Source organism: Streptomyces sp. NPDC102402 (assembly GCF_044765765.1).
Lineage (GTDB): Bacteria > Actinomycetota > Actinomycetes > Streptomycetales > Streptomycetaceae > Streptomyces.
Genome location: NZ_JBIWKR010000006.1, coordinates 1 through 22531 on the forward strand (window position 1 = coordinate 1; position 22531 = coordinate 22531).

At 71.9% G+C, this 22531-nt stretch carries 21 protein-coding genes; 12 read left to right on the top strand and 9 right to left on the bottom strand.

Annotated elements, in window-relative coordinates; all coding sequences use genetic code 11:
- The first annotated feature begins 231 nt into the window (after window positions 1-231).
- Window positions 232-1059, top strand: coding sequence for an SGNH/GDSL hydrolase family protein (locus tag ACIRJR_RS19405; RefSeq protein WP_403781960.1), 828 nt, complete (start codon window positions 232-234; stop codon window positions 1057-1059).
- A gap of 181 nt (window positions 1060-1240) precedes the next feature.
- On the opposite strand, the gene ACIRJR_RS19410 is transcribed toward ACIRJR_RS19405, so the two are convergent.
- Both ACIRJR_RS19410 and ACIRJR_RS19415 read right to left on the bottom strand, forming a co-directional pair.
- Window positions 1241-1852, bottom strand: a complete 612-nt coding sequence (locus ACIRJR_RS19410) for a TetR/AcrR family transcriptional regulator (protein ID WP_403781963.1) — start codon at window positions 1850-1852, stop codon at window positions 1241-1243.
- A gap of 56 nt (window positions 1853-1908) precedes the next feature.
- A complete protein-coding gene (locus ACIRJR_RS19415; protein ID WP_403781966.1) occupies window positions 1909-3108 on the bottom strand; it encodes a Glu/Leu/Phe/Val dehydrogenase dimerization domain-containing protein in 1200 nt (399 codons plus the stop codon).
- Window positions 3109-3266: 158 nt separating this feature from the next.
- Between ACIRJR_RS19415 and ACIRJR_RS19420 the strand changes: the two genes are divergently transcribed.
- Together ACIRJR_RS19420 and ACIRJR_RS19425 are read left to right on the top strand one after the other, a co-directional pair.
- Window positions 3267-3707: a PPOX class F420-dependent oxidoreductase gene (locus ACIRJR_RS19420; RefSeq protein WP_403781969.1), complete on the top strand. Its 441-nt coding sequence runs from the start codon at window positions 3267-3269 to the stop codon at window positions 3705-3707.
- Window positions 3708-3818: 111 nt separating this feature from the next.
- Window positions 3819-5018 carry an MBL fold metallo-hydrolase gene (locus ACIRJR_RS19425; RefSeq protein ID WP_403781972.1) on the top strand — a complete coding sequence of 400 codons (1200 nt, stop codon included), beginning with the start codon at window positions 3819-3821 and terminating at the stop codon, window positions 5016-5018.
- Between the two features lie 130 nt (window positions 5019-5148).
- Here the strand turns inward: ACIRJR_RS19425 and ACIRJR_RS19430 are convergent, their stop codons facing one another.
- From ACIRJR_RS19430 to ACIRJR_RS19445, 4 genes are all read right to left on the bottom strand, one after another.
- Window positions 5149-6045: an RNA polymerase sigma-70 factor gene (locus ACIRJR_RS19430; protein ID WP_403781975.1), complete on the bottom strand. Its 897-nt coding sequence runs from the start codon at window positions 6043-6045 to the stop codon at window positions 5149-5151.
- 219 nt (window positions 6046-6264) lie between these two features.
- The gene (locus tag ACIRJR_RS19435; protein WP_403781978.1) at window positions 6265-6630 is read right to left on the bottom strand and encodes a DUF1801 domain-containing protein; all 366 of its coding nucleotides are present in this window, start codon (window positions 6628-6630) and stop codon (window positions 6265-6267) included.
- A gap of 191 nt (window positions 6631-6821) precedes the next feature.
- The gene (locus tag ACIRJR_RS19440; protein ID WP_403781981.1) at window positions 6822-7295 is read right to left on the bottom strand and encodes a carboxymuconolactone decarboxylase family protein; all 474 of its coding nucleotides are present in this window, start codon (window positions 7293-7295) and stop codon (window positions 6822-6824) included.
- Between the two features lie 189 nt (window positions 7296-7484).
- Window positions 7485-8222 carry an SDR family oxidoreductase gene (locus ACIRJR_RS19445; RefSeq protein WP_403781983.1) on the bottom strand — a complete coding sequence of 246 codons (738 nt, stop codon included), beginning with the start codon at window positions 8220-8222 and terminating at the stop codon, window positions 7485-7487.
- Between the two features lie 404 nt (window positions 8223-8626).
- On the opposite strand from ACIRJR_RS19445, the gene ACIRJR_RS19450 reads away from it, so the two are divergent.
- A complete protein-coding gene (locus ACIRJR_RS19450; protein WP_403781986.1) occupies window positions 8627-8941 on the top strand; it encodes a glycosyltransferase in 315 nt (104 codons plus the stop codon).
- A gap of 215 nt (window positions 8942-9156) precedes the next feature.
- Here the strand turns inward: ACIRJR_RS19450 and ACIRJR_RS19455 are convergent, their stop codons facing one another.
- Window positions 9157-9900: a LamG-like jellyroll fold domain-containing protein gene (locus tag ACIRJR_RS19455; protein ID WP_403781990.1), complete on the bottom strand. Its 744-nt coding sequence runs from the start codon at window positions 9898-9900 to the stop codon at window positions 9157-9159.
- A gap of 594 nt (window positions 9901-10494) precedes the next feature.
- Here ACIRJR_RS19455 and ACIRJR_RS19460 point away from each other — a divergent pair.
- Complete coding sequence (locus ACIRJR_RS19460; RefSeq protein WP_403781993.1) at window positions 10495-10938, top strand: SRPBCC family protein; 444 nt, start codon at window positions 10495-10497, stop codon at window positions 10936-10938.
- Window positions 10939-11076: 138 nt separating this feature from the next.
- On the opposite strand, the gene ACIRJR_RS19465 is transcribed toward ACIRJR_RS19460, so the two are convergent.
- Window positions 11077-11421 carry a hypothetical protein gene (locus ACIRJR_RS19465; protein ID WP_403781996.1) on the bottom strand — a complete coding sequence of 115 codons (345 nt, stop codon included), beginning with the start codon at window positions 11419-11421 and terminating at the stop codon, window positions 11077-11079.
- Between the two features lie 179 nt (window positions 11422-11600).
- Between ACIRJR_RS19465 and ACIRJR_RS19470 the strand changes: the two genes are divergently transcribed.
- The 7 genes from ACIRJR_RS19470 (at window position 11601) to ACIRJR_RS19500 (ending at window position 19176) form a co-directional block, all read left to right on the top strand.
- Complete coding sequence (locus ACIRJR_RS19470; RefSeq protein ID WP_403781999.1) at window positions 11601-13397, top strand: ABC transporter ATP-binding protein; 1797 nt, start codon at window positions 11601-11603, stop codon at window positions 13395-13397.
- 281 nt (window positions 13398-13678) lie between these two features.
- Window positions 13679-14290 carry a hypothetical protein gene (locus ACIRJR_RS19475; RefSeq protein ID WP_403782002.1) on the top strand — a complete coding sequence of 204 codons (612 nt, stop codon included), beginning with the start codon at window positions 13679-13681 and terminating at the stop codon, window positions 14288-14290.
- 150 nt (window positions 14291-14440) lie between these two features.
- Window positions 14441-15220, top strand: a complete 780-nt coding sequence (locus ACIRJR_RS19480) for a hypothetical protein (protein WP_403782005.1) — start codon at window positions 14441-14443, stop codon at window positions 15218-15220.
- A gap of 523 nt (window positions 15221-15743) precedes the next feature.
- Window positions 15744-17762 (top strand): sensor histidine kinase, encoded by a 2019-nt coding sequence (locus tag ACIRJR_RS19485; RefSeq protein WP_403782009.1) that lies wholly within the window; start codon window positions 15744-15746, stop codon window positions 17760-17762.
- A gap of 7 nt (window positions 17763-17769) precedes the next feature.
- Complete coding sequence (locus ACIRJR_RS19490; RefSeq protein WP_403782012.1) at window positions 17770-18204, top strand: roadblock/LC7 domain-containing protein; 435 nt, start codon at window positions 17770-17772, stop codon at window positions 18202-18204.
- Window positions 18205-18206: 2 nt separating this feature from the next.
- Window positions 18207-18578 (top strand): DUF742 domain-containing protein, encoded by a 372-nt coding sequence (locus ACIRJR_RS19495; protein ID WP_403782830.1) that lies wholly within the window; start codon window positions 18207-18209, stop codon window positions 18576-18578.
- Entirely contained in the window at window positions 18556-19176 is a 621-nt protein-coding gene (locus ACIRJR_RS19500) for a GTP-binding protein (protein WP_403782016.1), read from the top strand. The genes ACIRJR_RS19495 and ACIRJR_RS19500 overlap by 23 nt, the downstream gene beginning before the upstream one ends.
- Before the next feature lie 160 nt (window positions 19177-19336).
- Here ACIRJR_RS19500 and ACIRJR_RS19505 read toward each other — a convergent pair whose 3' ends face one another.
- Window positions 19337-22390: a ThuA domain-containing protein gene (locus ACIRJR_RS19505; RefSeq protein ID WP_403782019.1), complete on the bottom strand. Its 3054-nt coding sequence runs from the start codon at window positions 22388-22390 to the stop codon at window positions 19337-19339.
- Between the last annotated feature and the right edge of the window lie 141 nt (window positions 22391-22531).

Here is a 22531-nt window from a genome sequence, read left to right on the forward strand (position 1 = left end):
GCCGGGCCCGCGCTCGGGCGCGGAGGTCCACCCGAGCGCCACCGGGCGCTCGCCGGGGGTCCCCCTCTGTGCCACCGCGACTCTGGCGGGGGGGGGGGGGGGGCCCCCCGCCCCCCCGCCCCTCCCCTTATTCCGGCTTTACCAAAAACTGACCGGGTGGTCTTTATCACCACCCGTCAACCCCTTATTACGGTCGCGTAGGTCACATTCGAAGGTGCAGGATAAGCCCTTGTGGCAGACGATTCGAGAAACAGACGACGAGGCATCATCGGGTCGTACGCAGCGATTGGCGACAGCTTCACCGAGGGAGTCGGCGACCCCGGCCCCGACGGGTCACTCGTCGGCTGGGCGGACCGCTTCGCGGTCCTCCTCGCGGACCAGCTCCCCGTCCCCCGAGCGCTGGCCGACTCCGCGGACGACCCGCACGGGAGCTTCCGGTACGCCAATCTCGCCGTACGCGGACGCCTCCTCGACCAGATAGTCGAGGAACAGGTCCCCCGGGCCAAGGAGCTGGCGCCTGATCTGGTGAGCTTCTGCGCGGGCGGCAACGACATCCTCCGTCCCGGTTCCGACCCGGACGACGTGGCGGATCGCTTCGAGCGCGCGGTCGCCGAGCTGACGCAGGCGGTCGGCACCGTCATGGTCACCACCGGCTTCGACACCCGCAGCATCCCGGTGCTGAAGCACCTGCGGGGCAAGATCGCCACGTTCACTGCGCACGTCCGGTCCATCGCCGACCGCTACGACTGCCCCGTGCTGGACCTGTGGTCCCTGCGGTCCGTGCAGGACCGGCGGGCGTGGGACAACGACCGGCTGCACCTCTCGCCCGAAGGGCACACCCGGGTCGCGCTGCGCGCCGCACAGGTCCTCGGCCTCGAGGTGCCGGCCGACCCCGACCAGGTGTGGCCTCCGCAGATACACCGCGGGGCCTTCGAGGTGCGCCGCGACGACATCCAGTGGGCGCGTGAGTACCTGGTCCCCTGGATCGGGCGGCGACTCCGCGGCGAATCCTCCGGGGACCATGTCGAGGCCAAGCGCCCCGACCTGCTGCCGCTCTGACACCGCCCCCTGACGTCTCGTCAACTACGCTGCGCCGGCCGTCGGCCGCCGGTCGACCGCGGCCGGCGTCAGCGGCTGACGAAGGGGACGAGCCCGTACGGGGCGGCCTCCCCCGCGGGTGCCTCCCGTACGGGCCGTGCGCGCGGGTGCCTCCCGTACGGGCCGTGGGCGAGCGGCGCTCTCAGGCGGTCAGCACCTCGTGGTCGATGCCGAGTTCACGGGCCAGCGCCTCCTCGGTCCACCGCAGCATGGTGGCCCGGGAGAGCGGCCCCACGTACGACGTCATCTGGACGGCCAGCCCGTCCAGCAGAGCGGTCAGCCGCCAGGCCACGGACATGGGGTCCTCGCAGTGGAACTCACCCGCCGCGGCACCCTCCTCGATGACCTCGGCCAGCTCCGCCTTCCACTGCTGGTCGAGATCGCCGGCCACTTCGCGCAGCACCGGATCACGCAGGGAGGAGGCCCAGCCCTCGATCCACAGCCGCCAGCCCTTGGCCCGGCCGGTCGGCGCGTACCAGCGGACGGCGGCCCGTAGCCGTCGGACCGCGCTGGTGCGCCGGTTCAGAAGCTTGCGGAGATGGGCGAGATCCGCCTCCGCCGCGTACGCGAAGGCGGCGGCGACCAGTTTCTCCTTGGACGAGAAGTGGTACAGCACCAGCGCGTTGCTCACCCCGAGAACGGCGGCCACGTCGGCGATCCGGACGGAGGACACACCCCGGACCTCGATCTGTTCGACGGCAGCGCGCAGGAGCTCCTCACGACGCTCCGCCACGCTCAGCCGTACTCTCGCCACGCGGTCACCTTAGCCAACGCGCCGCTCCGGGTGTCCGGCCCCCGGCGCCCGACGTCCTACCGGTACCAGCCGAACCGCTCCTCCATCACCGGCAGCCGGTCCGCGGCGAGCGCGTGAGCGGCTGCCCGTGGTGTGCAGCGGTCCGACGCCGCCCGGTCCAGGACGTGGCCGACGAGGGCGCGCATCGAGCGGCGGGTGTGCTCGAACGCCTGCTCGGCATCGGCCCCTATGTCCCCGAACAGTGTCCACCACCACCAGGCATTGGTGCCGGAGTTGACGACCACGTCGGGCAGCACCGTGATTCCCCGGGCGGCGAGCAGCGCCTCCGCTTCCGGCAGTACCGGCATGTTCGCCGCTTCGACCACCCAACGGGCCCTGACCGAAGCCTGGTTCGTCGTGTCCACGGAGTACGACACGGCGGCCGGGACCAGCACCTCCGCGTCCGTCGCCAGCCATGCTTCCGCCGGCAGCTCCCGTTCCCCCTGCCGCAGCGCCCCGCGGTCCACCGCCCCGTGGGTGTCCCGCGCGGCCAGCAGTGTCTCGATGTCCAGGCCGGCCGGATCGGCGATCGTGCCCTTCACATCGGCGACGGCGACGACGGTCAGCCCGGCCCGTGAGAGAAAGCGCGCCGTCGCCCCTCCCATCGTGCCGAATCCCTGCAGGGAGACCCGGGTGCCCGCGTGTGCCACCCCTGCCCGGTCCAGAGCGGTGAGCACGGACTCCGCGACACCGCACCCGCCGACCAGACCGTCCAGCCCGATCCCGTCCACCGTGACGGCGAAGGCGTCCGCCAGCCGTCGCCGGGCCTCCGCCTCGTCGTCCAGCAGGGGAAAGACCGCCTGGACCGTCGAGACGAGCCCGGCCTCCGCCGCCGCCCGGTCGACGAGGTCCTGGCTGAGCCCGAGATCCTCGCCGGTGGTCCAGGCACTCTCCACGTACGGTCGCATCGCCCTCAGGAAGCGGACGAGCACTCCGTACGCGGCCGGGTCGCGCGGGTCGCAGTCGATGCCCCCCTTGGCGCCGCCGAGCGGGACGTAGCGCGACTGCGTGTCGCCGGCGTCGAAGTGCAGGGCCTCCTTCATCGTCATGCCCCTCGCCAGGCCCGCGACCTCCGCGAGGGTGCACCCCTTCCTCATCCGCAGGCCACCGCTCGACACGCCGCGCACCAGCCGGTCGACGACGAGGTGTCCCTCGGTGCCGGTGACGTGGTCCGTCCAGGTCAGGGAGATCAGCGGCGGGGGGAAGGGGGACGTCATCGGGCGGCTCCTGTGGATCACCTGAGTCGATTTACTGAACAGCGAGTCAGTATCAGGAGGCGCGGCGACGGCTGTCAACGGGTGTGGGTTCCCCCGGATGTGACGCGACCGTCCGCCGAACGCGGAATCCTGCAGAGGGCACGGACGTTGGAGTCGGCATGACTGACTTCGAACCGGGGCGCGAGGCGCTGCTCCGACTCCTCGGTGAGTGCGACGGCGGGGTGCTGGTCACCCTCCAGCGTGACGGCAGGCCCCAGGTGTCCAACGTGAACCACGCGTACTACCCCGACGAAGGGGTGCTCCGGGTGTCCGTCACGGAGGGCCGGGCGAAGACCCGCAACCTCCGCCGGGACCCGCGAGCCGTGTACCACGTGACCAGCGACGACCGCTGGGCCTGGACCGCCGCCGATGTCACCGCCGACCTCACCCCGCCCGCCGCGGACCCGCACGACGCGGTGGTCGAGCAGTTGGTCACCCTCTACAGGGACGTCCGGGGCGAACACCCCGACTGGGACGAGTACCGCCGGGTGATGGTCGAGGACGGCAGGGTCGTCCTCACCCTGCGGATCGGCCACGTCTACGGCCAGCCCCGTGCCTGAAGCGGCACCGCTCCGGGGGAGCGTGGGAATGTGCTCCGTTCCCCGTCGAGCTCTCGCCCCGCCGCACCGCCCGACCATAATGAGACGACACCGACTCCCCCAGGAGATGTTGTGACCGGCGCCGACCATCAGCCCTCGCTCCGCACCCGACTCCGCTCACTGCGCCCGGACGCCTTCGGGGCGGACCCGGCAGGTGCCCGGATGGAGCGGATCCGCCGTTCACCCAATTTCGCCGACGGGGTGTTCCAGAACCCGGAAGGGGCCCGGACCAGGCCGTCCGGGTCCATGATCGAATTCGCCAAGGTCTACTTCCACAAGGAGCAGCGGACCCGCAGGTCCCCGGTCGGCACCGTGCCGGTCCACGCCACGACCCTGGCCGATCTGTCCACTCCGCCGGCCACGGGACTCCGGGTGACCTGGCTGGGCCACTCCAGCGTGCTCACGGAGATCGACGGCCGGCGGGTGCTCTTCGACCCGGTCTGGGGTGACCGCTGCTCACCGTTCGCCTTCGCCGGCCCCAAACGGCTGCACCCCGCGCCGCTGCCGCTGGCCACGCTCGGGCCGGTCGACGCCGTCGTGATCTCCCACGACCACTACGACCACCTCGACCTGCCGACCATCAAGGCCCTGGCGGGCACGGACACGGTCTTCGCGGTGCCGCTCGGTGTCGGCGCCCACCTGGAGCGGTGGGGGGTGCCCCCGGACCGGATCCACGAGCTGGACTGGAACGAGACCGCGCTGATCGCGGGCATCAGCCTGACCGCCACCCCCGCGCGCCACTTCTGCGGGCGAGGCCTGCGCAACCAGCAGCACACGCTCTGGGCGTCGTGGGTCGTCGCGGGCCCGGAGCACCGCGTCTACCACAGCGGGGACACCGGCTACTTCTCCGGCTTCCAGGACATCGGGGCCGAGCACGGCCCCTTCGACGCGACGATGATCCAGGTCGGCGCCTATTCGGAGTACTGGCCGGACATCCACATGACACCGGCCGAGGGTCTGCGGGCGCACCTGGACCTGCAGGGCGGCAGACCGCACGGCGCGCTGCTGCCCATCCACTGGGGCACCTTCAACCTCGCCCCGCACCCGTGGTCGGAGCCCGGGGAGTGGATGAAGGACGTCGCCGACGAGGCGGGGCAGACGGTGGCCCTCCCTCGGCCCGGCGAGCCCTTCGAGCCCTCCGGTGACGTCCCCACCGAGCCGTGGTGGCGGTCGGTGGCCCACCCGATCACGCGCCCGTGGCAGCAGGCGCAGACCCCCATCGACGTCACGGCAGACGTGCGGCCGGCCACCGGTCTCGCGGCCGAGCGATGACGCCGGGCCGCGTGACCTCTCTGTGAGCGGTCCGCTTCGCGCGTCGTCGCGTGAGGCGGACCGCGACCGGGTCCCGGCACGAGCGCACTCCGTCGACCGGGGTGCGGTGGTCCGCCCCGGTGGGCCCGGCTCAGCCGTCCAGGGACTCCACGTAGGGAGCCAGCTTGGCGGGGTTCATCACCCACATGACGTGCTCGATGCCGCGTGCCGAGACATCGACGGACAGCAGCGCCACGGCCTCGCCGCCGGCCGAGACGAGGACCGCCGGCCTGCCGTTGGCCTCGACCCGGCGGATCTCCGCCCCGGGCCAGAAGCGCGGCGCGAAGGCGACGAGGTACCTGGAGACCTGTGACCGCCCGACGACCGGGATCCTGGAGGCACCGCGCACCCCTCCGCCGTCGGAGTGGCTGACGACGTCAGCGGTGAGCACGTCCTCAAGCGCCGACAGGCTTCCGGTCCGTGCCGCGGCGAGGAACACCTCCAGCAGGCGACGGTGGGCGTCGGAGCTCGCCGGCTCCCTGCGTTCCGCCGACAGGTGCTTCCGGGCGCGGCTCACCAGCTGGCGGGAATTGGCCTCGCTCGTCTCCAGGATGTCCGCGATGCGCCTGTACGGGTAGTCGAAGGCCTCCCGAAGGACGTAGGCCGCCCGTTCAACGGCGTTCAGCTTCTCCAGGAGGAAGAGCACGGCCAGGTCGAGCGCCTCCGCGCGTTCCGCGCCCAGCTGCGGATCGGCACTCGTGTCGACCGGCTCGGGAAGCCAGCACCCCGTGTAGGACTCCCGGCGGACCCTGGCCGACTGAGCCAGGTTGATCGCCAGCCGAGTGGTGACCGTGGACAGGAAGGCGGCCGGTTCGTCGATGCCGGTGCGGTCGGTCCTCTGCCACCGCAGCCACGCTTCCTGGACGATGTCCTCGGCCTCCACCGCACTGCCGAGCACGCGGTACGCGATGCCGAAGAGCTGAGGCCGAGCCCCCAGGAAATCCCTCGTCGCCCGGTCGAGGGGGTCCGAGTCGTTCCCGGCGCGCATACGTGTCCTCCAGCTCTGGATCGCCAGGTCGAAAACCGCAACGGCGTGATCGACGCCGTGATACGGGGGCCGGTCCCCGGTGACGTCCCCCGGGTCGGGAGGCTGACCCGGCCCGCCCCCGGCTCCCGCCGGGCGGTCGTCGCCGATTCCTCCCGCAGGGACCACCGGCTCGTCCTCGACGGCCGCGCGGCCGGCCCGTGCGCCGCCGCGCGGCCTCGGTCAGCAGACCGCGCCCGGGGACCGGGCCGTCGCCCTCAGGAGGTCTCGTACCAGCTCGAAGTCGATGCTCGCGGGACTGCGGAACCTCAGGCAGCCCTTCCCCATGTCCTGGACCGCCAGCCGCGCCTCGAACGCCTCCCGGACGTCGCCCCGCATGAGGTAGAAGGACATGTACTGCTTCTGACTCGCGAAGGCGATCTCGGCAGAGCCGTCGCGCCGGTAGACGGGCATGCCGTAGGCCATGACCTCCTCGAATCCCTTGAGTTCCGTACGGCACAACCGCCGCAGTCGGCTCAGGGCGCTCCGGCGGTCCTCCGGCAACTCCGCCAGGTACCCGTCAACGTCTCCCGCCTCGCTCCGCACCATGTGGCGAGCCTACGCCGGACGGCTGACCGGCACCTGCCCGGCTTCCGGCCCCGTGCAGGGGCGGGGGTCCCGCCAGGCCGGAGGCGCGGAAGCGGAAGGGAGGCTGCCACCTGGCGGGAGACGCGCCCCGGGACCGTCTTCCGCCGCCAACGGGCGGAGCGGCGAGGGGACGGACCGCCCCGGGGGCCCGGTCAGCCGAACTGGCCGGGCCGGTAGCCCCCTGCGGGCTGCTGGTTGATGACGTTGATCCGGTTGTACGCGTTGATGACGGCGATGAGGGAGATCAGTGCGACCAGTTGCTCCTCGTCGAAGTGCTCGGCCGCCCGGGCCCACGCCTCGTCGGTGACGCCGCCCGCGGCGTCGGCGATCCAGGTGCCCTGTTCCGTGATCTCCAGGGCCGAGCGCTCGGCGTCGGTGAACACGGTGGCCTCGCGCCAGGCCGCGACCAGATGGAGGCGCTGTACGGTCTCCCCGGCGTGCGCGGCGTCCTTGGTGTGCATGTCGGTGCAGAAGCCGCAGCCGTTGATCTGGCTGGCGCGGATCTTGACGAGCTCCTGGGTCGCGGCGGGCAGCGTCGAGTCCGCCACCGCCTTGTTCGCCGAGTTGATGTGCTTCAGGACCTTTCCCGCGAGGGGGTGGCCGAAGTAGTCGAGACGTGATTCCACGAGGGTCTCCTAGGCGTGTTGTGGATACACATCACTGACCGGGACGACCGGGGAAACGTGACAGGAAGGGCGGCGTGACCTGCGTCTCATCGCCCGGCGAGGCGGTCCGCCGCGTGTTCACCGCCGGTCCTCGGGGTGACGAGGAGGCGGGTGGGAGCGGGCTGGGCCGGTCACGCCTAAGCGATCTCCTCAGTGGGATGCCAGCCAGTCCGCGTAGAAGGTGGGGGCGAGAGAGGCGTCGGCCTTGCCCGTGAGGACGTCCCCGCGAACGGCGGCGAACATACCGGCGGTGTCGTCCGTGGTGACGGTACGGCTGTCGGACCGGGCCGCGAGAGTGATTCGGCCGAGTTCGTCGAGAGGGAAGACCTCCGGACCCGCGATGTTGTGGATCCCCTGCAGAGGAGCGCCGGCCGCCACCGCGGCGACCGCGTCGGCGACGTCCTGGGCGGCGATGGGCTGGATGGGGGTGGTGGGCAGCCGGACGGTAGCGGCATCGCTGGTCCAGCCCATGATCGCGTCGACGAACTCCATGAACTGGGTGGCGCGGACGATGGAGTACGGGAGCGGCCCCGAGGCGAGAAGCTCCTCCTGGAGGGTCTTGGCGCGGTAGTAGTCCAGTTCGGGCACCTGGTCCACGCCGACGATCGACAACACCACGTACTGGGACACCGCTGCCTTGCGCCCGGCCTCCAGCAGGTTGTCCATGGACTGCCGGAAGAAGGCTGGTGAGGCGTCGTCGAACGTCGGGGAGTTCGTCAGGTCGATGAGGACGTCGGCGCCGGCCGCGGCATGCTCGAGGCCCTCGCCGGTGATGACGTCCAGGCCGGTCGACCTGGAGTGGGGCACCGCCTCGTGTCCGGTGGCATTCAGCTTCTCCACGACCTTCGAGCCGATCAGCCCGGTTCCACCGACCACCGCGAATTTCATGACAGGCCTTTCCGCCGGGGATCCCGTCCTTGCCGCAGATCACCGGTCCACTGAAACACGGCTGTCTCCGTGCCGCACACGCTCTCGGCCACCGGAGCACAGCCGTCGGCGCGGCCCTCCCCGAGCGAGGCGGCCGAGGCCGGTCCATGGGCTCCCGTCCGTCCTCGGCCGGCCCGGGAAGTGATCCCCGGCCGGGCGGGAGGCGGCTCGCGTGGCTCCCCCGGGGCCGGGTGGCGTCGCCGAGGGCGGCGACGGGCCTCATGCCCGAGGAGCGCCGCGGTCCGGCAGTAGGTGGTGTGCCCCCACATGACGCGCTCGACGCGGGAGGCGCGCGGTGCGGGCGCCTGACCGCCTGCCATTCTGTGCGCTGACACATCGTCGACTCCTGAGGAGCGTCACCACTCATGCGCATGAACCGTCTCACCGCCGCCGCCCTGGTCACCGCGCTCGGCTTCGCCGGGGCGCTCGTCACCGGCCCGGGTGCCAGCGCCTCGGCCCAGGCCGGATGCCAGTACAAGGTCCTGTGGCCGACCGCCGGTGTGTACGAGAACCCGAACCCGAACAGTGTCGTCGTCAAGACCAAGCACGCCGGTGACATAGTCGGCGCGTCGACCTGCGAGGGCGCCGGGTACAACGAGTACGGCTATGTGCTGGTCACCACCGATGCGGCGGCCGACGGCCGCGGCTGGATGCGCGTCGAGGCGGTTGTCCCCGTCTGACCGCCCCCTCGTGAGCGTCCGGTGTGTCGCGGGAGCCCGGGGCCCCGGGCGCGAGGCCGGAACCGCGTCGGCGGGGCGCCTGCCGGAGGCGTGTCCCGGGACCCCCGCGGTACACGGGCGGTCCTTCCGCGGTCTCCGCGGAAGGACCGCCCGTGCCCGCTCTCATGGGCGAACGGCTGGGGCACCGGTCGGCGCCGCCCACGGGTGGCCGGTGGTCACACAGCGGTCATGGCCGCGTGGTGCTCCGCCAGCCGGGCCGCGGTCAATTCCCGCGGGTAGACGGCGACCTTGCCGATCCCACCGAGGAAGAACGAGCGCAGTGCGGCGCTCCCGACGCGCAGGGGCGAGGTCGTGTTGCCCGGGACGATGTCGTAGTCGGCGAGTGCGTCGCTGTCCCGCAGCTGACCGTCCCGGTAGATCCTGGTGCTTCCCGGGGGCCGGGCCGGGCCGTTGGGTGCGGTGGTGATGACGAGTGCGTAGTGGATCCACTCGCCCGGCCGGAGCGGGTCCTGGAAGTACGAGCCCGCGCCCAGCCCGCCCGCAGGGTTGAAGGCGTAGCCGGAGACCCGGTTGACACGGCCCTCGGTGTTGTCCGCGGAGTAGATCCGCGCGACCCACTCGCACTGGTTGACGGTGGCGTAGGTGAGCTTGCCGAGCCAGTGGACGTATCCGGAACCTTCCGTACGGGGGAAGACCAGCGTGTCCGGTCGCAGCCATGCCTCGATGGTCAGCGCTCCCGTGGTGGAGACGGACAGCAGGTCGCTGTCCGGCACTTCGACGTACTGGGTGCTGGTGCCGTCGAACAGGGTGGCCGGGTCGCCGTTCGGCAGATGGGTGTGTCCGGGGGAGCCGTGGTACGTCGCGGTCGGCGCACCGGGGAACACCTCGGTACCGGCTCCGCCGAGCCTGAGGAACAGCACCGGGTCGTCCGAAAGGATCATCTGGTCGTAGCTGCTCACGCGACCTCCTCGCTGCCGTCGTGCCGTGGTCGTGCCGACGCGGTCCGTCCTGAACGGCGCGGCAGAGCACAGCAGGAGCCGTTTCCACTCTAGGAGGCGTCGGCCGTTGAGGTAACGGCGCTCGAGCGGGCGCCGGGCAGAGGGAGACGTGCGCCGGAGCACGCGTCTGCGGGGATGCGCCGGGACGGCGCGCCGGCCGGTCATGGTGTCGTGAATCAAGACACCACGTCCGCCGCCGAGTTGTCCGTGCGACGTCCGGACGCTCCGCTCGGCCCGCGCTTCCGACGCGTCGGATCGGCCCAGGGATCGAGCGTCGGATTGGCCCTCACTTCTGGGCCTGTGCGCCCATGGAGTCGTGTCCATGACCGAGAACGCGACCTCCCCGTTCCCCCCGGCGGAGATCGCCGAGTCCGCCCTGCGCTTCGACAACCACTACGTGGAGAGCGCTGTCTGGAGCGACGCGCTGAAGACGTCGTGAGCGTGTGCCGCGTCCGGCCGGTCCGAGCTTGACGGCGGAACGGTATGCGTGTGCTGCCGACTACCGGGTAGTCGGCAGCACAAGGCGTAACCGAGTGAAAGAAGGGGTTGTTCTCCATGTCCGCCTCCCTCGTCGAGACCGTCGATATCAAGGCACCCGTCAGCGTCACCTGGGCGCTCTGGAGCGACGTGACGCAGTGGCCGAAGTTCCTGAGCCATGTGCGACGGGTCGACCCGATGGACGAGCGCCGCTTCTCCTGGCAGTTGTCCCTGCCGGGCGCCGACAAGGGCTTCGTCGCGGAACTCACCGAGGTCGTCCCGGAGGACCGGATCGCCTGGAAGACGATCGAGGGCGTGCACCACGCGGGTGTGGTCACCTTCCACCGGCTCGACGACACCTCCAGCCGAGTCGCCCTGCAGATCGAGTACGACCCCAGCGGCTTCGTCGAGCACCTGGGTGCGCTCACCAACCTCGATTCGGCGCTGGCCAACTACGACCTGGGTGAATTCCAGAAGCTGGCCGAGTCCACGGCGGCAGGCGCCGGCCCGCGGGCCCTGTGACCCACGGCCGTTCCACCGGGGCGTAGGCCCCGCACACACCACCGCCCGTGCGCACCTCCGAGTGCGCACGGGCGGTGACGTACGTCGCCGGCCCGCGACGCACGGGCGGTGAGGTACGTCGCGGGCCCGAACGGCGGGTCAGTGCCGTGACGGCGTGGGCGAGCCGGAACGCCGGGTGCCCGCATCGCCGACGTTCGCGTACTCCCCGTCCGTGGCCTCGTCCCGCGTCTCGCAGGCTCCCTCGCCCCGCGGCTGCCGTGTCCCCTCGGACTCGCGTGCGGCTCTCGACTCGCGTGCGGTGCGCAGCGGCTGCTGCGTCCACTCGGCGAACCACCAGACGCCGGCCACCACACCGGACCACAGGAGACCGCCCAGAACCGCGCTCGGCCATGGGGCCCGCTCCGCCCATCGCTCCACGGCCGTCAGCGCCACCCAGCCGCTGAGCAGCACGGTCAGAACTCGTACGCGCCTATACCTGAACATCTCGGCCCGCTACCCTGTCGGCCCGGGATTACACAGCGTGATCGCGAAAAACATCCACATGCCGTTCTTGAGCCCCTGCTGGTGAGGGGCCGTCACGACTGGCCGGCGGCTGTCCGTCATCGGTCTCTCCCCGTGGAAGGGGGGTTGTAGGCAGCGGTGGGAGCAGGTGGGATGAACCCATGAAGAAAGCGCTTTCACCGCTCGGTGCCGAACCCCCGGCGTCCTTCGACCACCTCGATCACCGCTACCGCGGCGAGAACCCGGTCCGCACCCTCGGCCATCTCTTCCGCCCCGACCGTGGCCGACTGGCTCTGGCGGTGGCCATCTTCGTCGTGAAGCACAGCCCCATCTGGCTGTTGCCCCTGATCACCGCCACCGTGCTGGACGTGGTCGTCCAGCACGGGCCCGAGTCGGGCATCTGGAAGTCCGCCGGCGTCCTGCTGTTCATCCTGGTGATCAACTACCCGCTCCACCAGTGGTACGTGCGGTTCCTCGGAGGCAGCATCCGCCGCATGGGCACGACCCTGCGTTCGGCGCTCTGCCGACGTATGCAGCAACTCTCCATCGGATACCACGCGCGGGTCAGTTCGAGCGTGCTGCAGGCCAAGGTGGTCCGCGACGTCGAAGCCGTGGAGCAGATGGTCCAGCAGAGCTCCGACATGGGGCTCGGCGCCGTCGTCACCCTGGTCGGCGGGCTCGTCGTCATCGGCATCCGGGTGCCCGAGTTCCTGCCGGTCTTCCTCGTCGTGGTCCCCGCGTCCGGCTTCCTCGTGATGAAACTGCGCAGCCGGCTGCGCAGCCACAACGAGTCCTTCCGGCGTGAAGTCGAGCAACTGTCCTCTCGTGTCGGTGAGATGACCACCCTCATTCCCATCACCCGCGCCCACGGACTGGAGCGGACCGCGCTCGGCCGGGTCGACGGATCACTGCGCCAGGTCTTCGCGGCCGGGCTGCGCCTGGACATGATCAACGGCCGGTTCGGATCGCTCGCCTGGGTCATCCTCAACACGCTCGGCGTCCTGTGTCTCACGGGGTCCGCCGTGGTCGCGTACCACGGCTGGATGCCCATCACCGCCGGTGACGTGGTGATGCTCAGCGCCTTCTTCACCGTGCTGACCGGCTCCGTGACGACGCTGCTGGGCCTGGCCCCCGTCCTCACCAAGGGTCTGGAATCGGTGCGTTCGGCAGGTGAGGTGCTGCAGGCGCCCGACCTGGAGAACAACGCCGGAAAGGCGCGGGTCGACAGCGTGGTCGGCCGCATCGACTTCGAGGAGGCCGGATTCGCCTACGAGGGCGGGGAGTCGGCGGTCGACGGGTTCACCCTCTCCGCGCGGCCGGGGGAGACCATCGCGCTCGTCGGGGCTTCGGGCGCGGGCAAGTCCACGGTGCTCAACCTGCTGATCGGGTTCATCCGGCCCACCTCGGGCCGCATCCTGCTGGACGGCACCGACATGGCCGGGCTCGATCTCCGGACGTACAGGCGCTTCCTGTCCGTGGTGCCCCAGGAATCGATCCTCTTCGAGGGCAGCATCCGCGAGAACGTCACGTACGGCATGGCGGACACGGACGAGGACACGCTGATGCGCGCCCTCCGCGACGCCAACGCGCTGGAATTCGTGAGCGAACTCCCGAGTGGACTGGACACCGTCATCGGGGAGCGGGGCGCACGGTTGTCGGGCGGCCAGAAGCAACGTCTCGCCATCGCCAGGGCGTTGATCCGTGACCCCCGGGTGCTGGTGCTCGACGAGGCCACCTCCGCGCTCGACAACCGCTCCGAGGCGCTCGTGCAGGAGGCACTCACCCGGCTCGTGCACGGCCGGACCGTCTTCGTCGTCGCCCACCGGCTCTCGACGATCCAGGGGGCGGACCGCATCGTGGCCATGGAGGGCGGCCGGATCGCCGAGATGGGAACGCACGAGGAGCTGCTGAGGGCGGGTGGCGTGTACGCGGGTCTGCAGCCGGTCAACCCGGGCTGAGGCGGGCACTCTCCCGATGGCGGGCCGCCCCGCCCGGCAGGCTGCCCACGCCGGCGGCCGCCGTGGTCCGCGACGGCTGGAACCTGCCGGGCGGGCACGTGAGCACAACGGGTGGGGATCCCGCTGGGGGTCCTCGCCTCCTGGGCGTCCGACAGCACGCGCCGACCACTGATGGCCGATGTGTCGCCTGGTAGTGTCGCTCTCTTCGGCTGGGGCAACCTGCTGGAGTCTCAACGGGACGCACAGTGACTTCTCCGGACGACCATGCCCTTGCCTCTGCGATGGCGAGAGTCGCGACGGCCTTCGCCGGCATGACGGCCCGGGCGGACGAGGCCGGCTGCGGCCGCTGCTTCGACCCGGACGAGGTCGAGCTGCTGCGGACTCCTGGCGTCCCGCTCCCGACGGACCTCGTCCGCCGGGTCGTGAAGAAGCATCCCTCTCACTGGGCCGACCAGCCCGCGATCATCCGCCGGATCCTCCCGCAGCTCGTCGCGGTGCTCGCCGGGGGCGAGTCCGAGCCCGATCTCATGGCTCGCGGACTGGCCGCGGCAGGCTGGTCGCGGTGGCCGCGTGAGCAGGCGGGGGCGGTGGCCGGTTTCCTGGACACATGGTGGACGCGGACCCTGCGGACGAAGTCGCCGCCGATTCCGGCGTACGCGGTGTTCGAGAGTTGCGTGACCGCGAGTTCCTCGGCCACCCCGTGGCTCGCCCGTTGGGAGGCGGAGACGGGTCCGGCCGCCCGTCGTCACCTGGCGGACGGTCTCGGGCGGTGGCAGGAGGATCTGGCGTCCGACTGCTCGCCCTTCTGGTGGTGGTGGGGCACCGAGGCCGAGGAGCAGGCCGCCTGGCGTGAAGTGAAGCGGTGGCTGGCCGGTCAGGCACGGGCGACGTGATGCCGGAAGGGCGTGGGGAGTCGGCCGGGGGTGTGAGCCACGTCGACGGTGTTCGCCCGGCCCCGGTCATTCATCCGCCTCGTCGTCGGTTTCGCAGTGCGCCCCGTCCTTGTCGGAGTCCGGACCCACGAGAAGTCCTAGGCTGAGGCCATGACGGAGCACAGCGGATTCGCCCCGATGCTGGCGCGGTTGCTGAACCACCGAGAGCTCCGGGTGGAGGCTCTGGCCGACCGGGCCGGAGCGGCTGCGGACGAGATCCGGAGGGTGCTCGCGGGGGAGGCACCCGGAGAGGGGCTGATCCGGCGGCTCGCGCCCGCGCTCGGTTTCCACGCCCTCGATCTGTTCATCCTCGCGGGGTCGGCGGTCCCGGACGACATGGCACCGGTGGACGCCACTGCCGAGCAGTGGGTGTGGCAGGCAGTGATCGAGGGGGTGCACCTGCCGGCGATGGAACGGCAGGAACTCCTGCGGCTGATCCGCTCGCTTCCGCAGGCGGAACGTACTCCCGGCCCCGCCCCGAAGCATCTCCCGCACCTCGCCGACGGTCCGGGTGCCCGGCTCGTCTCCATGCTCCGGTACCGCAACCTGAGCCGGACCGGAATGGCGCACACACTGGCGGTGGTGACCCCCACCTATCTGTCGGCCGCGACCTACGGAGTGATCGGTGCCGGCCGCGCGGACCTGACACCACGTCTGGTGACGGACTTCGCCGCCCTGCTGGGCGTCGACGCCCGCGCACTCGCCGCGTTGACGGACGTCGTTCTGCCCGAGGTGCCTCCGCCTCCCGCGCCGGAGGCCCAGGACGCCGCAGCGCTGCTGTGGGAGGCATGCCGCCTGTCCGCGGAGCAGGCGCGCCACGTCCACGCACTGGCGTACTCGATGCGCGGGCGCTCCCGCGACGTCTACCGCCTTGACCTGCCCGCATCCTGACGGCTGTGGGCGCCCGCCTGCGGAGGATCGGATCGCAGGGCTTGCCGGCCCGGCACGGATGATCACCGTGGTGGAGGCTTGTGCATGCTCCGGGGGCCGGAGCGCCCAGGCCTCCGCGGCCACGGTCGGCACGCACCGAGCCGAGTACGCCGACCGGTTCGGTGGGATCCGCCGCGGCTTCGGCCGACCCCGCCGGAACGCTCCCACTCCTCCCGAAGCCGTCCTCCGCGAGTTCCGCCTGCGATGCGTACACGCGGGCGGGACCCGGATCTCCGTGCGATGTCGACGGCATACGGATTCGGCTGCCCGTACGAGGCGTCATACCAGAGCGGGACGCCTGGCGGGCAACTTCGACAACTGCACGCCGAGCACGGACGATTGACGACTACCGTGTGTTGCCGGTGATCAACGGTGGGCTCCTATCGGTCGAGCCCGCCCCGACCGTTGACCCGGGCCTGACCGACCACCGTAGGTGTCACCACACGAATGCCGATTCCTGGTGCCCCACGTACCGAGGACGATGATGTCTCAACTTCGCGCACCCACCGCGCGACCGGAACGCCGCGAAGGCGGGCGGCACGGCCGCCCGGGTGGCCGTTCGCACTCGGCCGTGAACCGGCCGCGTGCCGCGCAGCCCGCTCCCGACCCCCGGCTGCGGCCGCAACTGCTGCGCACTGCCCTCCTGCCGACCGTGGCCGCCGTGCTCAGCGGGGCCGCAGCCGTCATCTTCACCATCCGGGCCTCCGGAGTACGTCCGTCCGGCAGCCTCCTGGCCGCGCTCGGCGGATCCGGGGCGCTGGCCGTGGCAGCCGTGGCGGCGGCCCTCCTCGGCGCCAACCGCGTCGCCGCCGGGGTCCTCGACCGCTGTCTCGCGCTCCGGCGCACCGGTGCCCGGCACCAGGCCGAGCTCCAGCGCCTGGTGGAGCAACTGCGCGACGGCGAACCCCTGCCTGCCCGCAAGGCCACGCCCGCCGCCGCTCCCGGCGCGGACCCCTTCGATCTCCTCGCCCATGAGATGAACCGCGCCCAGGACGACGCGGTGGCCGCGGTGGTCCAGGCCTCGCAGCTCTTCCGGAGCAACGGGAACGAACAGAAGGTCGAGGTCTTCGTCAACCTCGCACGGCGGCTGCAGTCCCTCGTGCACCGCGAGATCCAGATCCTCGACGAACTGGAGCACGAGGTCGAGGACCCCGACCTGCTCAAGGGCCTCTTCCAGGTCGACCACCTCGCCACGCGCATCCGCAGGCACGCGGAGAACCTCGCCGTACTCGGCGGTGCCGTCTCGCGGCGGCAGTGGAGCAGTCCCGTCACCATGACCGAGGTGCTGCGCTCGGCGATCGCCGAGGTCGAGCAGTATCCGCGGGTGAAGCTGGTCCCGCCGATCGACGGCACCCTCCGGGGGCACGCGGTCGCCGACGTGATCCACCTCCTCGCCGAACTCGTGGAGAACGCCACGGTGTTCTCCGCCCCGCACACCCAGGTCCTGCTGCGCGCCCAGCGCGTCACGGCCGGACTCGCCCTGGAGGTGGAGGACCGGGGGCTCGGCATGCCGGGCCCCGAGCAGAAGCGGATGAACACGCTCCTCGCCGACCCGGACCAGGTGAACGTCGCCCATCTGCTGCAGGACGGGCGGATCGGACTGTTCGTGGTCGCTTCCCTGGCCCGCAGGCACGGCATCGCGGTCCGGCTGCAGAGCAACATCTACGGGGGTACCCAGGCTGTCCTCGTGCTGCCCGAGGTCCTCCTGGGCATCGACATCGATGCCACGGCCGCTCCCGGAACGGCGTCGGCCCCGCCCCCCGGCCCCGTGCACCGGCCGCCCGCACAGGACGCGCCGCCCGCGGCCCCGTCGCCCGCCGTCCCGCCGCAGGCGACGGACCGGCCCCCGTCGCGGCTGGACCAGCAGCCCGGGCAGGGGCCACGCCAGGGCGAGGGGCCACCGCTGCCACTGCGGGCGGAGCGGGTCGACCGTCCGAACCTCGCGGCGTCCCCGCCTGCCGTCCGGCCCGCCGGGGGAACGGGCTCCGCCCCTGCGGCAGAGCCCGTTCCCCCGGCCGGAGCCGTCCCTTCGGCCGGGACCGTCCCCCCGGCCCGGTCCGCCACGTCCGTCCGGCCCGCCGTGGACGCGGCTGCTCCCGCCGGTGACTCCGCCGCCGGCCCCGGTCGCCCCCAGCTCCCCAGGCGCAGCAACCAGGAGCATCTGGTTCCGCAGCTCAGGGAGGCCCCGGTCCCGCGGTCCGCGGACGAGAACGCCCTCCACGACCCCGGCCTGATGGCGGCCTTCCGGCGAGGGGTCGACCTCGCGGAGGCCCAGAACGCCGAGGAACCGCAGCCCGCGGACATCAACGGCGCCGTCGGTGCCGTGCGTTCCGGCCCCGCCGACGGCCCCGTCATGAGCGTCGGGCCCCAGCGGGACCGCGGCCTCGCCCCGCTGCCGTTCCGCAGCCCCACCACCACCGCGACGGCCCCGGCGGACCCCGGACACCGGCGGCCGCAGATGTCCGAACCGGATCCACGCACCGAGAACATGTTCAAGGAGTAGATGCACCATGACGACGGAAATGCCGTCCGGGCAGGTCTCGGACCTCGACTGGCTGCTGAGCGGCCTCGTCCAACGCGTGCCCTACACGCGCAGCGCGGTCCTCCTCTCCGCGGACGGCCTGGTGAAATCCGTCCACGGCATGGACTCCGACAGCGCCGATCACATGGCCGCCCTGGCCGCCGGGCTGTACTCACTCGGGCGGAGCGCCGGTGCCCGGTTCGGTGACAACGGCGACGTGCGCCAGGTCGTCGTCGAGCTCGACTCGACGCTCCTGTTCGTCTCGACCGCCGGAGCCGGCACCTGTCTCGCCGTCCTCGCGGGCCGCGAGGCGGATGCCGCCGTCCTGGGTTACGAGATGGCCATGCTGGTCAAGAGCGTGCGGCCCTACCTCATGACGCCGCTCCGGCAGTCGGCCGGAGCGCCGTTCACCTCGGGGCTGTGAGGATGCCGGTCCCGCAGGACGGGCCGTTGCTCGACGACGCGGCAGGCCGGCTCATCCGCCCGTACACCGTGAGCAACGGCCGGACGAGGCCGACCACCGTGCTCGACCTGCTCTCGCTCGTGATGGCCACGGGGAGCCGGCCCCAGGCCCACCTCGGCCCCGAACACACCGTGGCCCTGGAGCTCTGCGACGGGCCCATGTCCGTGGCCGAGATCGCCGCACATCTGCGGTTGCCCGCGGTCATCACCAAGGTCCTTCTCTCCGACCTGGTCGACTGCGGGGCGGTCACCGCACACGCCCCCGCGTTCCATGACATGCCAACCGACCGATCTCTGCTGGAGGCAGTGCTCGATGGTCTACGACGACAGCTCTGACAGCTCCGGAAGCTCCGGCTACTTCCCTGTCGCCCTCAAGGTCCTCGTGGCGGGCGGGTTCGGCGTCGGCAAGACGACGTTCGTGGGTGCCGTCAGCGAGATCGCGCCGCTGAGCACCGAGGAGCTCCTGACACAGGTCAGCGCCGCGACCGACAGCCTCGAAGGCATCGAATCCAAGTCGGCGACCACCGTGGCCATGGACTTCGGCCGGATCACCCTGTCCGAGCAGCACGTGCTCTATCTCTTCGGCACCCCGGGGCAGGAGCGGTTCTGGTTCATGTGGGACGAACTGTCCAAGGGTGCGCTCGGAGCGGTCGTGATGGCCGACACCCGCCGACTGGCCGAATGCTTCGCGGCCGTCGACTTCTTCGAGCGCCGCGGCATCGGGTTCATCGTCGCGGTCAACGAGTTCGACGGCGCCTACCGCTACGAACCCGAAGAGGTACGGGCGGCGCTCGATCTGGGGCCCGACGTGCCCGTCGTGCTCTGTGACGCCCGGATCGCCAGCTCCGGAACCGGGGCGCTGGTCACCCTCGTCCAGCACCTGATCAACGCGACGGCACCGGCACCGCTCTCGGGATTCGGAGCCCGTCCGTGATCCCGTACGGGACGTGGCGCCGCCGTTGCTCTTCCCGGTCGGCCGGGGCGGCTCACGCCGGAGCGCAACGCGGGCTCGGGCCGGTGGTCCCCTTGTCCGCATTCCGGCGGCGTGCTGGTGAGCCCTGCGCACAGAGTGCAGCGGCCCGCCGTCACGGTGATCAGGCCGTCCTCGCACCCGGCCCGTTGAAGCGCAGCCAGTCGACCGCGAACAGGTCCGGCCCCTCGCTGTTCCACGCCGAGTCGGTGAACACCAGGTACAGCCGCGCGCTCTCGGGCGTGCCCTTCAGCGCGGTCGTCGTCGACACCGGCCGGGCTTGGTCCCCGCCCCTCGCGCCCGGGACGGTCACCGAGCCGAGCAGGGGGCCGTCGGGGGATCCGGCCCGGACCGCGATCGTCCCGCCGATCCCGCACGGCGTCGCACGGATCGTCACCGACCGGACGCCGCCCAGGTGCACCGGGCCGAAGGAGACCCAGTCCCCGTCCTCGATCTCCGTCAGCGTCCTGCCGTCCGAGGCCTTCGCGCGGTTGCCGGCGACGGCTCCGCCGTGGCTGCCACCGGTCGACGTGAACCGCTCGGCCTCCTGGAAGGCCGTACGCACCGTGAGAGAGGCGGAGCCCGTCAGCGCGGGGGCGTTCGGGCCGCCCCTGTCCGTGTAGCGCACCGTGATCCGGTGGGCGCCGGACACGGGCGCGTCCCCGGCCTCCGTGACGATCGAGCCCTGGCATCCCGGGGCGCCGGGGAGAGGGCGCAGCGGGCCCGGGCGGCCGGCGTCGGAGCGTACGAGGATCCGGGAGCAGTCGACCGGAGAGGTCGCCCCGTCCTCGGCGTCCGTCACGCCCACTGTGACAGCCAGGGTGTCGCCGGGGCGGAACACACCGCCGTCCCCCGGCCGGTGGACGGTGACGCGGGGCCGGGTGTTGCCGACGGTGATCTCCTGGCCCGCCATTGCCGTGGTGCCTTCGTGGCCGGTCACCGTGAGGCGGGCCGTGAACCGCCCCTCGTCGCGGTACGTGTGCGAGGGGTTCGGCTCGGTCGAGTCGGTTCCGCCGTCGCCGTCGAAGTCCCAGGCGTAGGTGACCGGAGCCCGGCCGGGCAACCCGGACCCGTCCCCCTCGAAGGCCACCGTGAGAGGGGCGGATCCGTTGTCGCGGTCGGCGGTGATGTCCGCGCCGGGCAGCCGGCTGTCACCGACGTGGTCGATACGGAAGACACCGGCGCCCGCGTCGCCGCCGTCGTGCCCCGCCTCGCCGCTCCGCCCCGCGTCGACGACGTACAGAGCGCCGTCCGGACCGAAGGCGGCGGCCGTCGGCCGGTGCCACTCCATGTCCCCGAACACGGGCTTGACGGACTGGAGTCCACCCGCTGCGACCGGTCCGGACCCGGGGCCGGAGAGCGTCCGGTCCTCCCGCTGGAACGTGTGCGTGGTGAAGCGCCGTCCCGCCGGGTCGTACGTCAGCCACTTCCCGGCGAAGTACTCGGGGAACTTGGTGCGGTAGAGGCTCCCCGGGTCGTGGGCGTAGACGGCGCCGCCCATCGCGGCGGAGCCGCCCGGGACGGCGGCGCCCATCCCCCCGGCGGTCCGCTGGGCGCACTCCGCGGCTCCGTGGGCCTTGCCGCCGGAGCAGTACGGACGGCCGACCGGCCCCGACCCGGTGATCCGGAAGTAGCCCACCACGCCGTCGGAGGAGGTGTCGGCGGCCAGCAGCCTGCCACTCACCGGGTCCACGGTCAGGCGGAAGGGATTGCGCATGCCCGTCGCGTAGATCTCCGAGCGGGTGGACGCCGTGCCCGCTCGGACGGGATTGCCCTCCGGCACGGTGTAGGTGCCGTCGTCCTGCGGGGTGATCCGCAGGATCGCACCCCGTGGATCGTCCGGGTTTCCCGACGCGAGGGGCGGCGTGGCGTCGCCCGTCGCCACGTAGAGACGGCCGGTCCGGTCGAAGGCGAGCGATCCGGACGGCGGCGATGCGGACGGCGGAGGGCCCCCGGCCGTGGTCCGCCGGCCGGGAAGGGTGAGCAGCCGCCTTTCCGACGCGGGGTCGACCGTGTCCCCGTCGACCGTGAAACGGGAGAGGGCGACGTCCTTCCCCGGCGCGCCGGACCGCAGGAGGTACAGCCAGTGGTTCTCCGCGAACCGCGGGTCGAGGGCGAGGCCTGTCAGCCCGTCCGCAGGGTCCGCAGCCTCAGGCGCGTACCCGAGGTCGAGTGCCGTGGAGACCTTCATCGTCCGCTGGTCGACGAGCTTGAGCTCGCCGGTGCGCTGGGCGACGAACACCCGTCGGTCGGGCGCCACAGCCACGTCGACCGGATCGGTGAGGCCGCCGGTGGTGAGCCGGGTCCGCTGGAACGAGCCGTCCTGCGTCGCGGTGCAGTCACCTGGCTTCGCGCCCGCCGCCCACGCGATGCCGCCCAGAAGATGGGCGAGGAAGGCGTCCTCCCGGAAGGCCGAGGGTGTCTGGCCGCCCGAGGTGAACCACGAACGGCCGCCGTCGTAGTTCTGGCACCACGACCAGGGGTGGCCGGGATCTCCGTCGAGGTCCGCGATGCCGTCGTCCGCCCGGATCTGGGCGAGGATGTGCACCGTGGGGGCCGGACCGGTCCGCCGGCCGGGCCACTCCTCCGGGCTCTCCCACGCGCCCGGGAGCGTCGCCGTCGAGGGGTGCGCGTGGTCGAGCACCTCGATCCTTCCGTGCCGGACCGGGGCCTGCCGGTCCGGGGCCTGCCGGTCCGGCACGGCCCCGACCAGCCCGTCGTACCAGTCCCATTCGCCCGTGCCGGCGGCGTCGTGCAGACCGACCCAGCCGCCGCCGGCCCGGACGTACTTCTGGAGCGCGGCGCGCCCACCCTTGTCCAGGGTGGCGGAACTGCCTTTCCCCGGCGCGGTGTTGTTGAAGACGACCGCGTGGAACCGGGCGAGGTCGGTGTCGTTGAAGACGGCCGGATCGCCCGTCGCCTCGACTCCGAATCCGTTGTCGGTGCCGAGCTTCCTCACCGCGTCGACGCCGGCGCGGACCGTGTCCTGGGAGGCGTTCGCCGCCCCTGAGTACACCAGCACGCGGACCGGGGCCGCCGGAGCCCTCGGTGGCGAGGCGGCCGCGACCGATCCGGTGATCAGTGCCAGAAGGGCGAAGAGGGACATGAGGGCGACGGACGCCGGAGGGAGAGGGGCGGCCGGGGACGCGGGATCGCCGGGTAACGGGCTGCTGCTCATGAGGGCGCTCCCGGTGCGGTGGGGGCCGGGCATGGGGGCAGAAAGCGCTTTCTGGCGTGCGTGATTCAGAGTAGGTTCACGACATGTCCGGGTCAATGGGCCGTCGGGGCCGTCGGGGCCGTCGGGGCCTCCGGGGCCTCC

What these genes read in the sequence shown, in the direction of transcription:
- ACIRJR_RS19475 (WP_403782002.1), top strand. Translation starts at nt 13,679, where the DNA reads ATGGCGAGAGTCGCGACGGCCTTCGCCGGCATGACGGCCCGGGCGGAC.
- ACIRJR_RS19450 (WP_403781986.1), top strand. Translation starts at nt 8,627, where the DNA reads ATGCGCATGAACCGTCTCACCGCCGCCGCCCTGGTCACCGCGCTCGGC.
- ACIRJR_RS19415 (WP_403781966.1), bottom strand. Translation starts at nt 3,108, where the DNA reads ATGACGTCCCCCTTCCCCCCGCCGCTGATCTCCCTGACCTGGACGGAC.
- ACIRJR_RS19505 (WP_403782019.1), bottom strand. Translation starts at nt 22,390, where the DNA reads ATGAGCAGCAGCCCGTTACCCGGCGATCCCGCGTCCCCGGCCGCCCCT.
- ACIRJR_RS19445 (WP_403781983.1), bottom strand. Translation starts at nt 8,222, where the DNA reads ATGAAATTCGCGGTGGTCGGTGGAACCGGGCTGATCGGCTCGAAGGTC.
- ACIRJR_RS19490 (WP_403782012.1), top strand. Translation starts at nt 17,770, where the DNA reads ATGACGACGGAAATGCCGTCCGGGCAGGTCTCGGACCTCGACTGGCTG.
- ACIRJR_RS19420 (WP_403781969.1), top strand. Translation starts at nt 3,267, where the DNA reads ATGACTGACTTCGAACCGGGGCGCGAGGCGCTGCTCCGACTCCTCGGT.
- ACIRJR_RS19500 (WP_403782016.1), top strand. Translation starts at nt 18,556, where the DNA reads ATGGTCTACGACGACAGCTCTGACAGCTCCGGAAGCTCCGGCTACTTC.
- ACIRJR_RS19465 (WP_403781996.1), bottom strand. Translation starts at nt 11,421, where the DNA reads ATGTTCAGGTATAGGCGCGTACGAGTTCTGACCGTGCTGCTCAGCGGC.
- ACIRJR_RS19470 (WP_403781999.1), top strand. Translation starts at nt 11,601, where the DNA reads ATGAAGAAAGCGCTTTCACCGCTCGGTGCCGAACCCCCGGCGTCCTTC.
- ACIRJR_RS19485 (WP_403782009.1), top strand. Translation starts at nt 15,744, where the DNA reads ATGTCTCAACTTCGCGCACCCACCGCGCGACCGGAACGCCGCGAAGGC.
- ACIRJR_RS19435 (WP_403781978.1), bottom strand. Translation starts at nt 6,630, where the DNA reads ATGGTGCGGAGCGAGGCGGGAGACGTTGACGGGTACCTGGCGGAGTTG.
- ACIRJR_RS19495 (WP_403782830.1), top strand. Translation starts at nt 18,207, where the DNA reads ATGCCGGTCCCGCAGGACGGGCCGTTGCTCGACGACGCGGCAGGCCGG.
- ACIRJR_RS19460 (WP_403781993.1), top strand. Translation starts at nt 10,495, where the DNA reads ATGTCCGCCTCCCTCGTCGAGACCGTCGATATCAAGGCACCCGTCAGC.
- ACIRJR_RS19480 (WP_403782005.1), top strand. Translation starts at nt 14,441, where the DNA reads ATGACGGAGCACAGCGGATTCGCCCCGATGCTGGCGCGGTTGCTGAAC.
- ACIRJR_RS19430 (WP_403781975.1), bottom strand. Translation starts at nt 6,045, where the DNA reads ATGCGCGCCGGGAACGACTCGGACCCCCTCGACCGGGCGACGAGGGAT.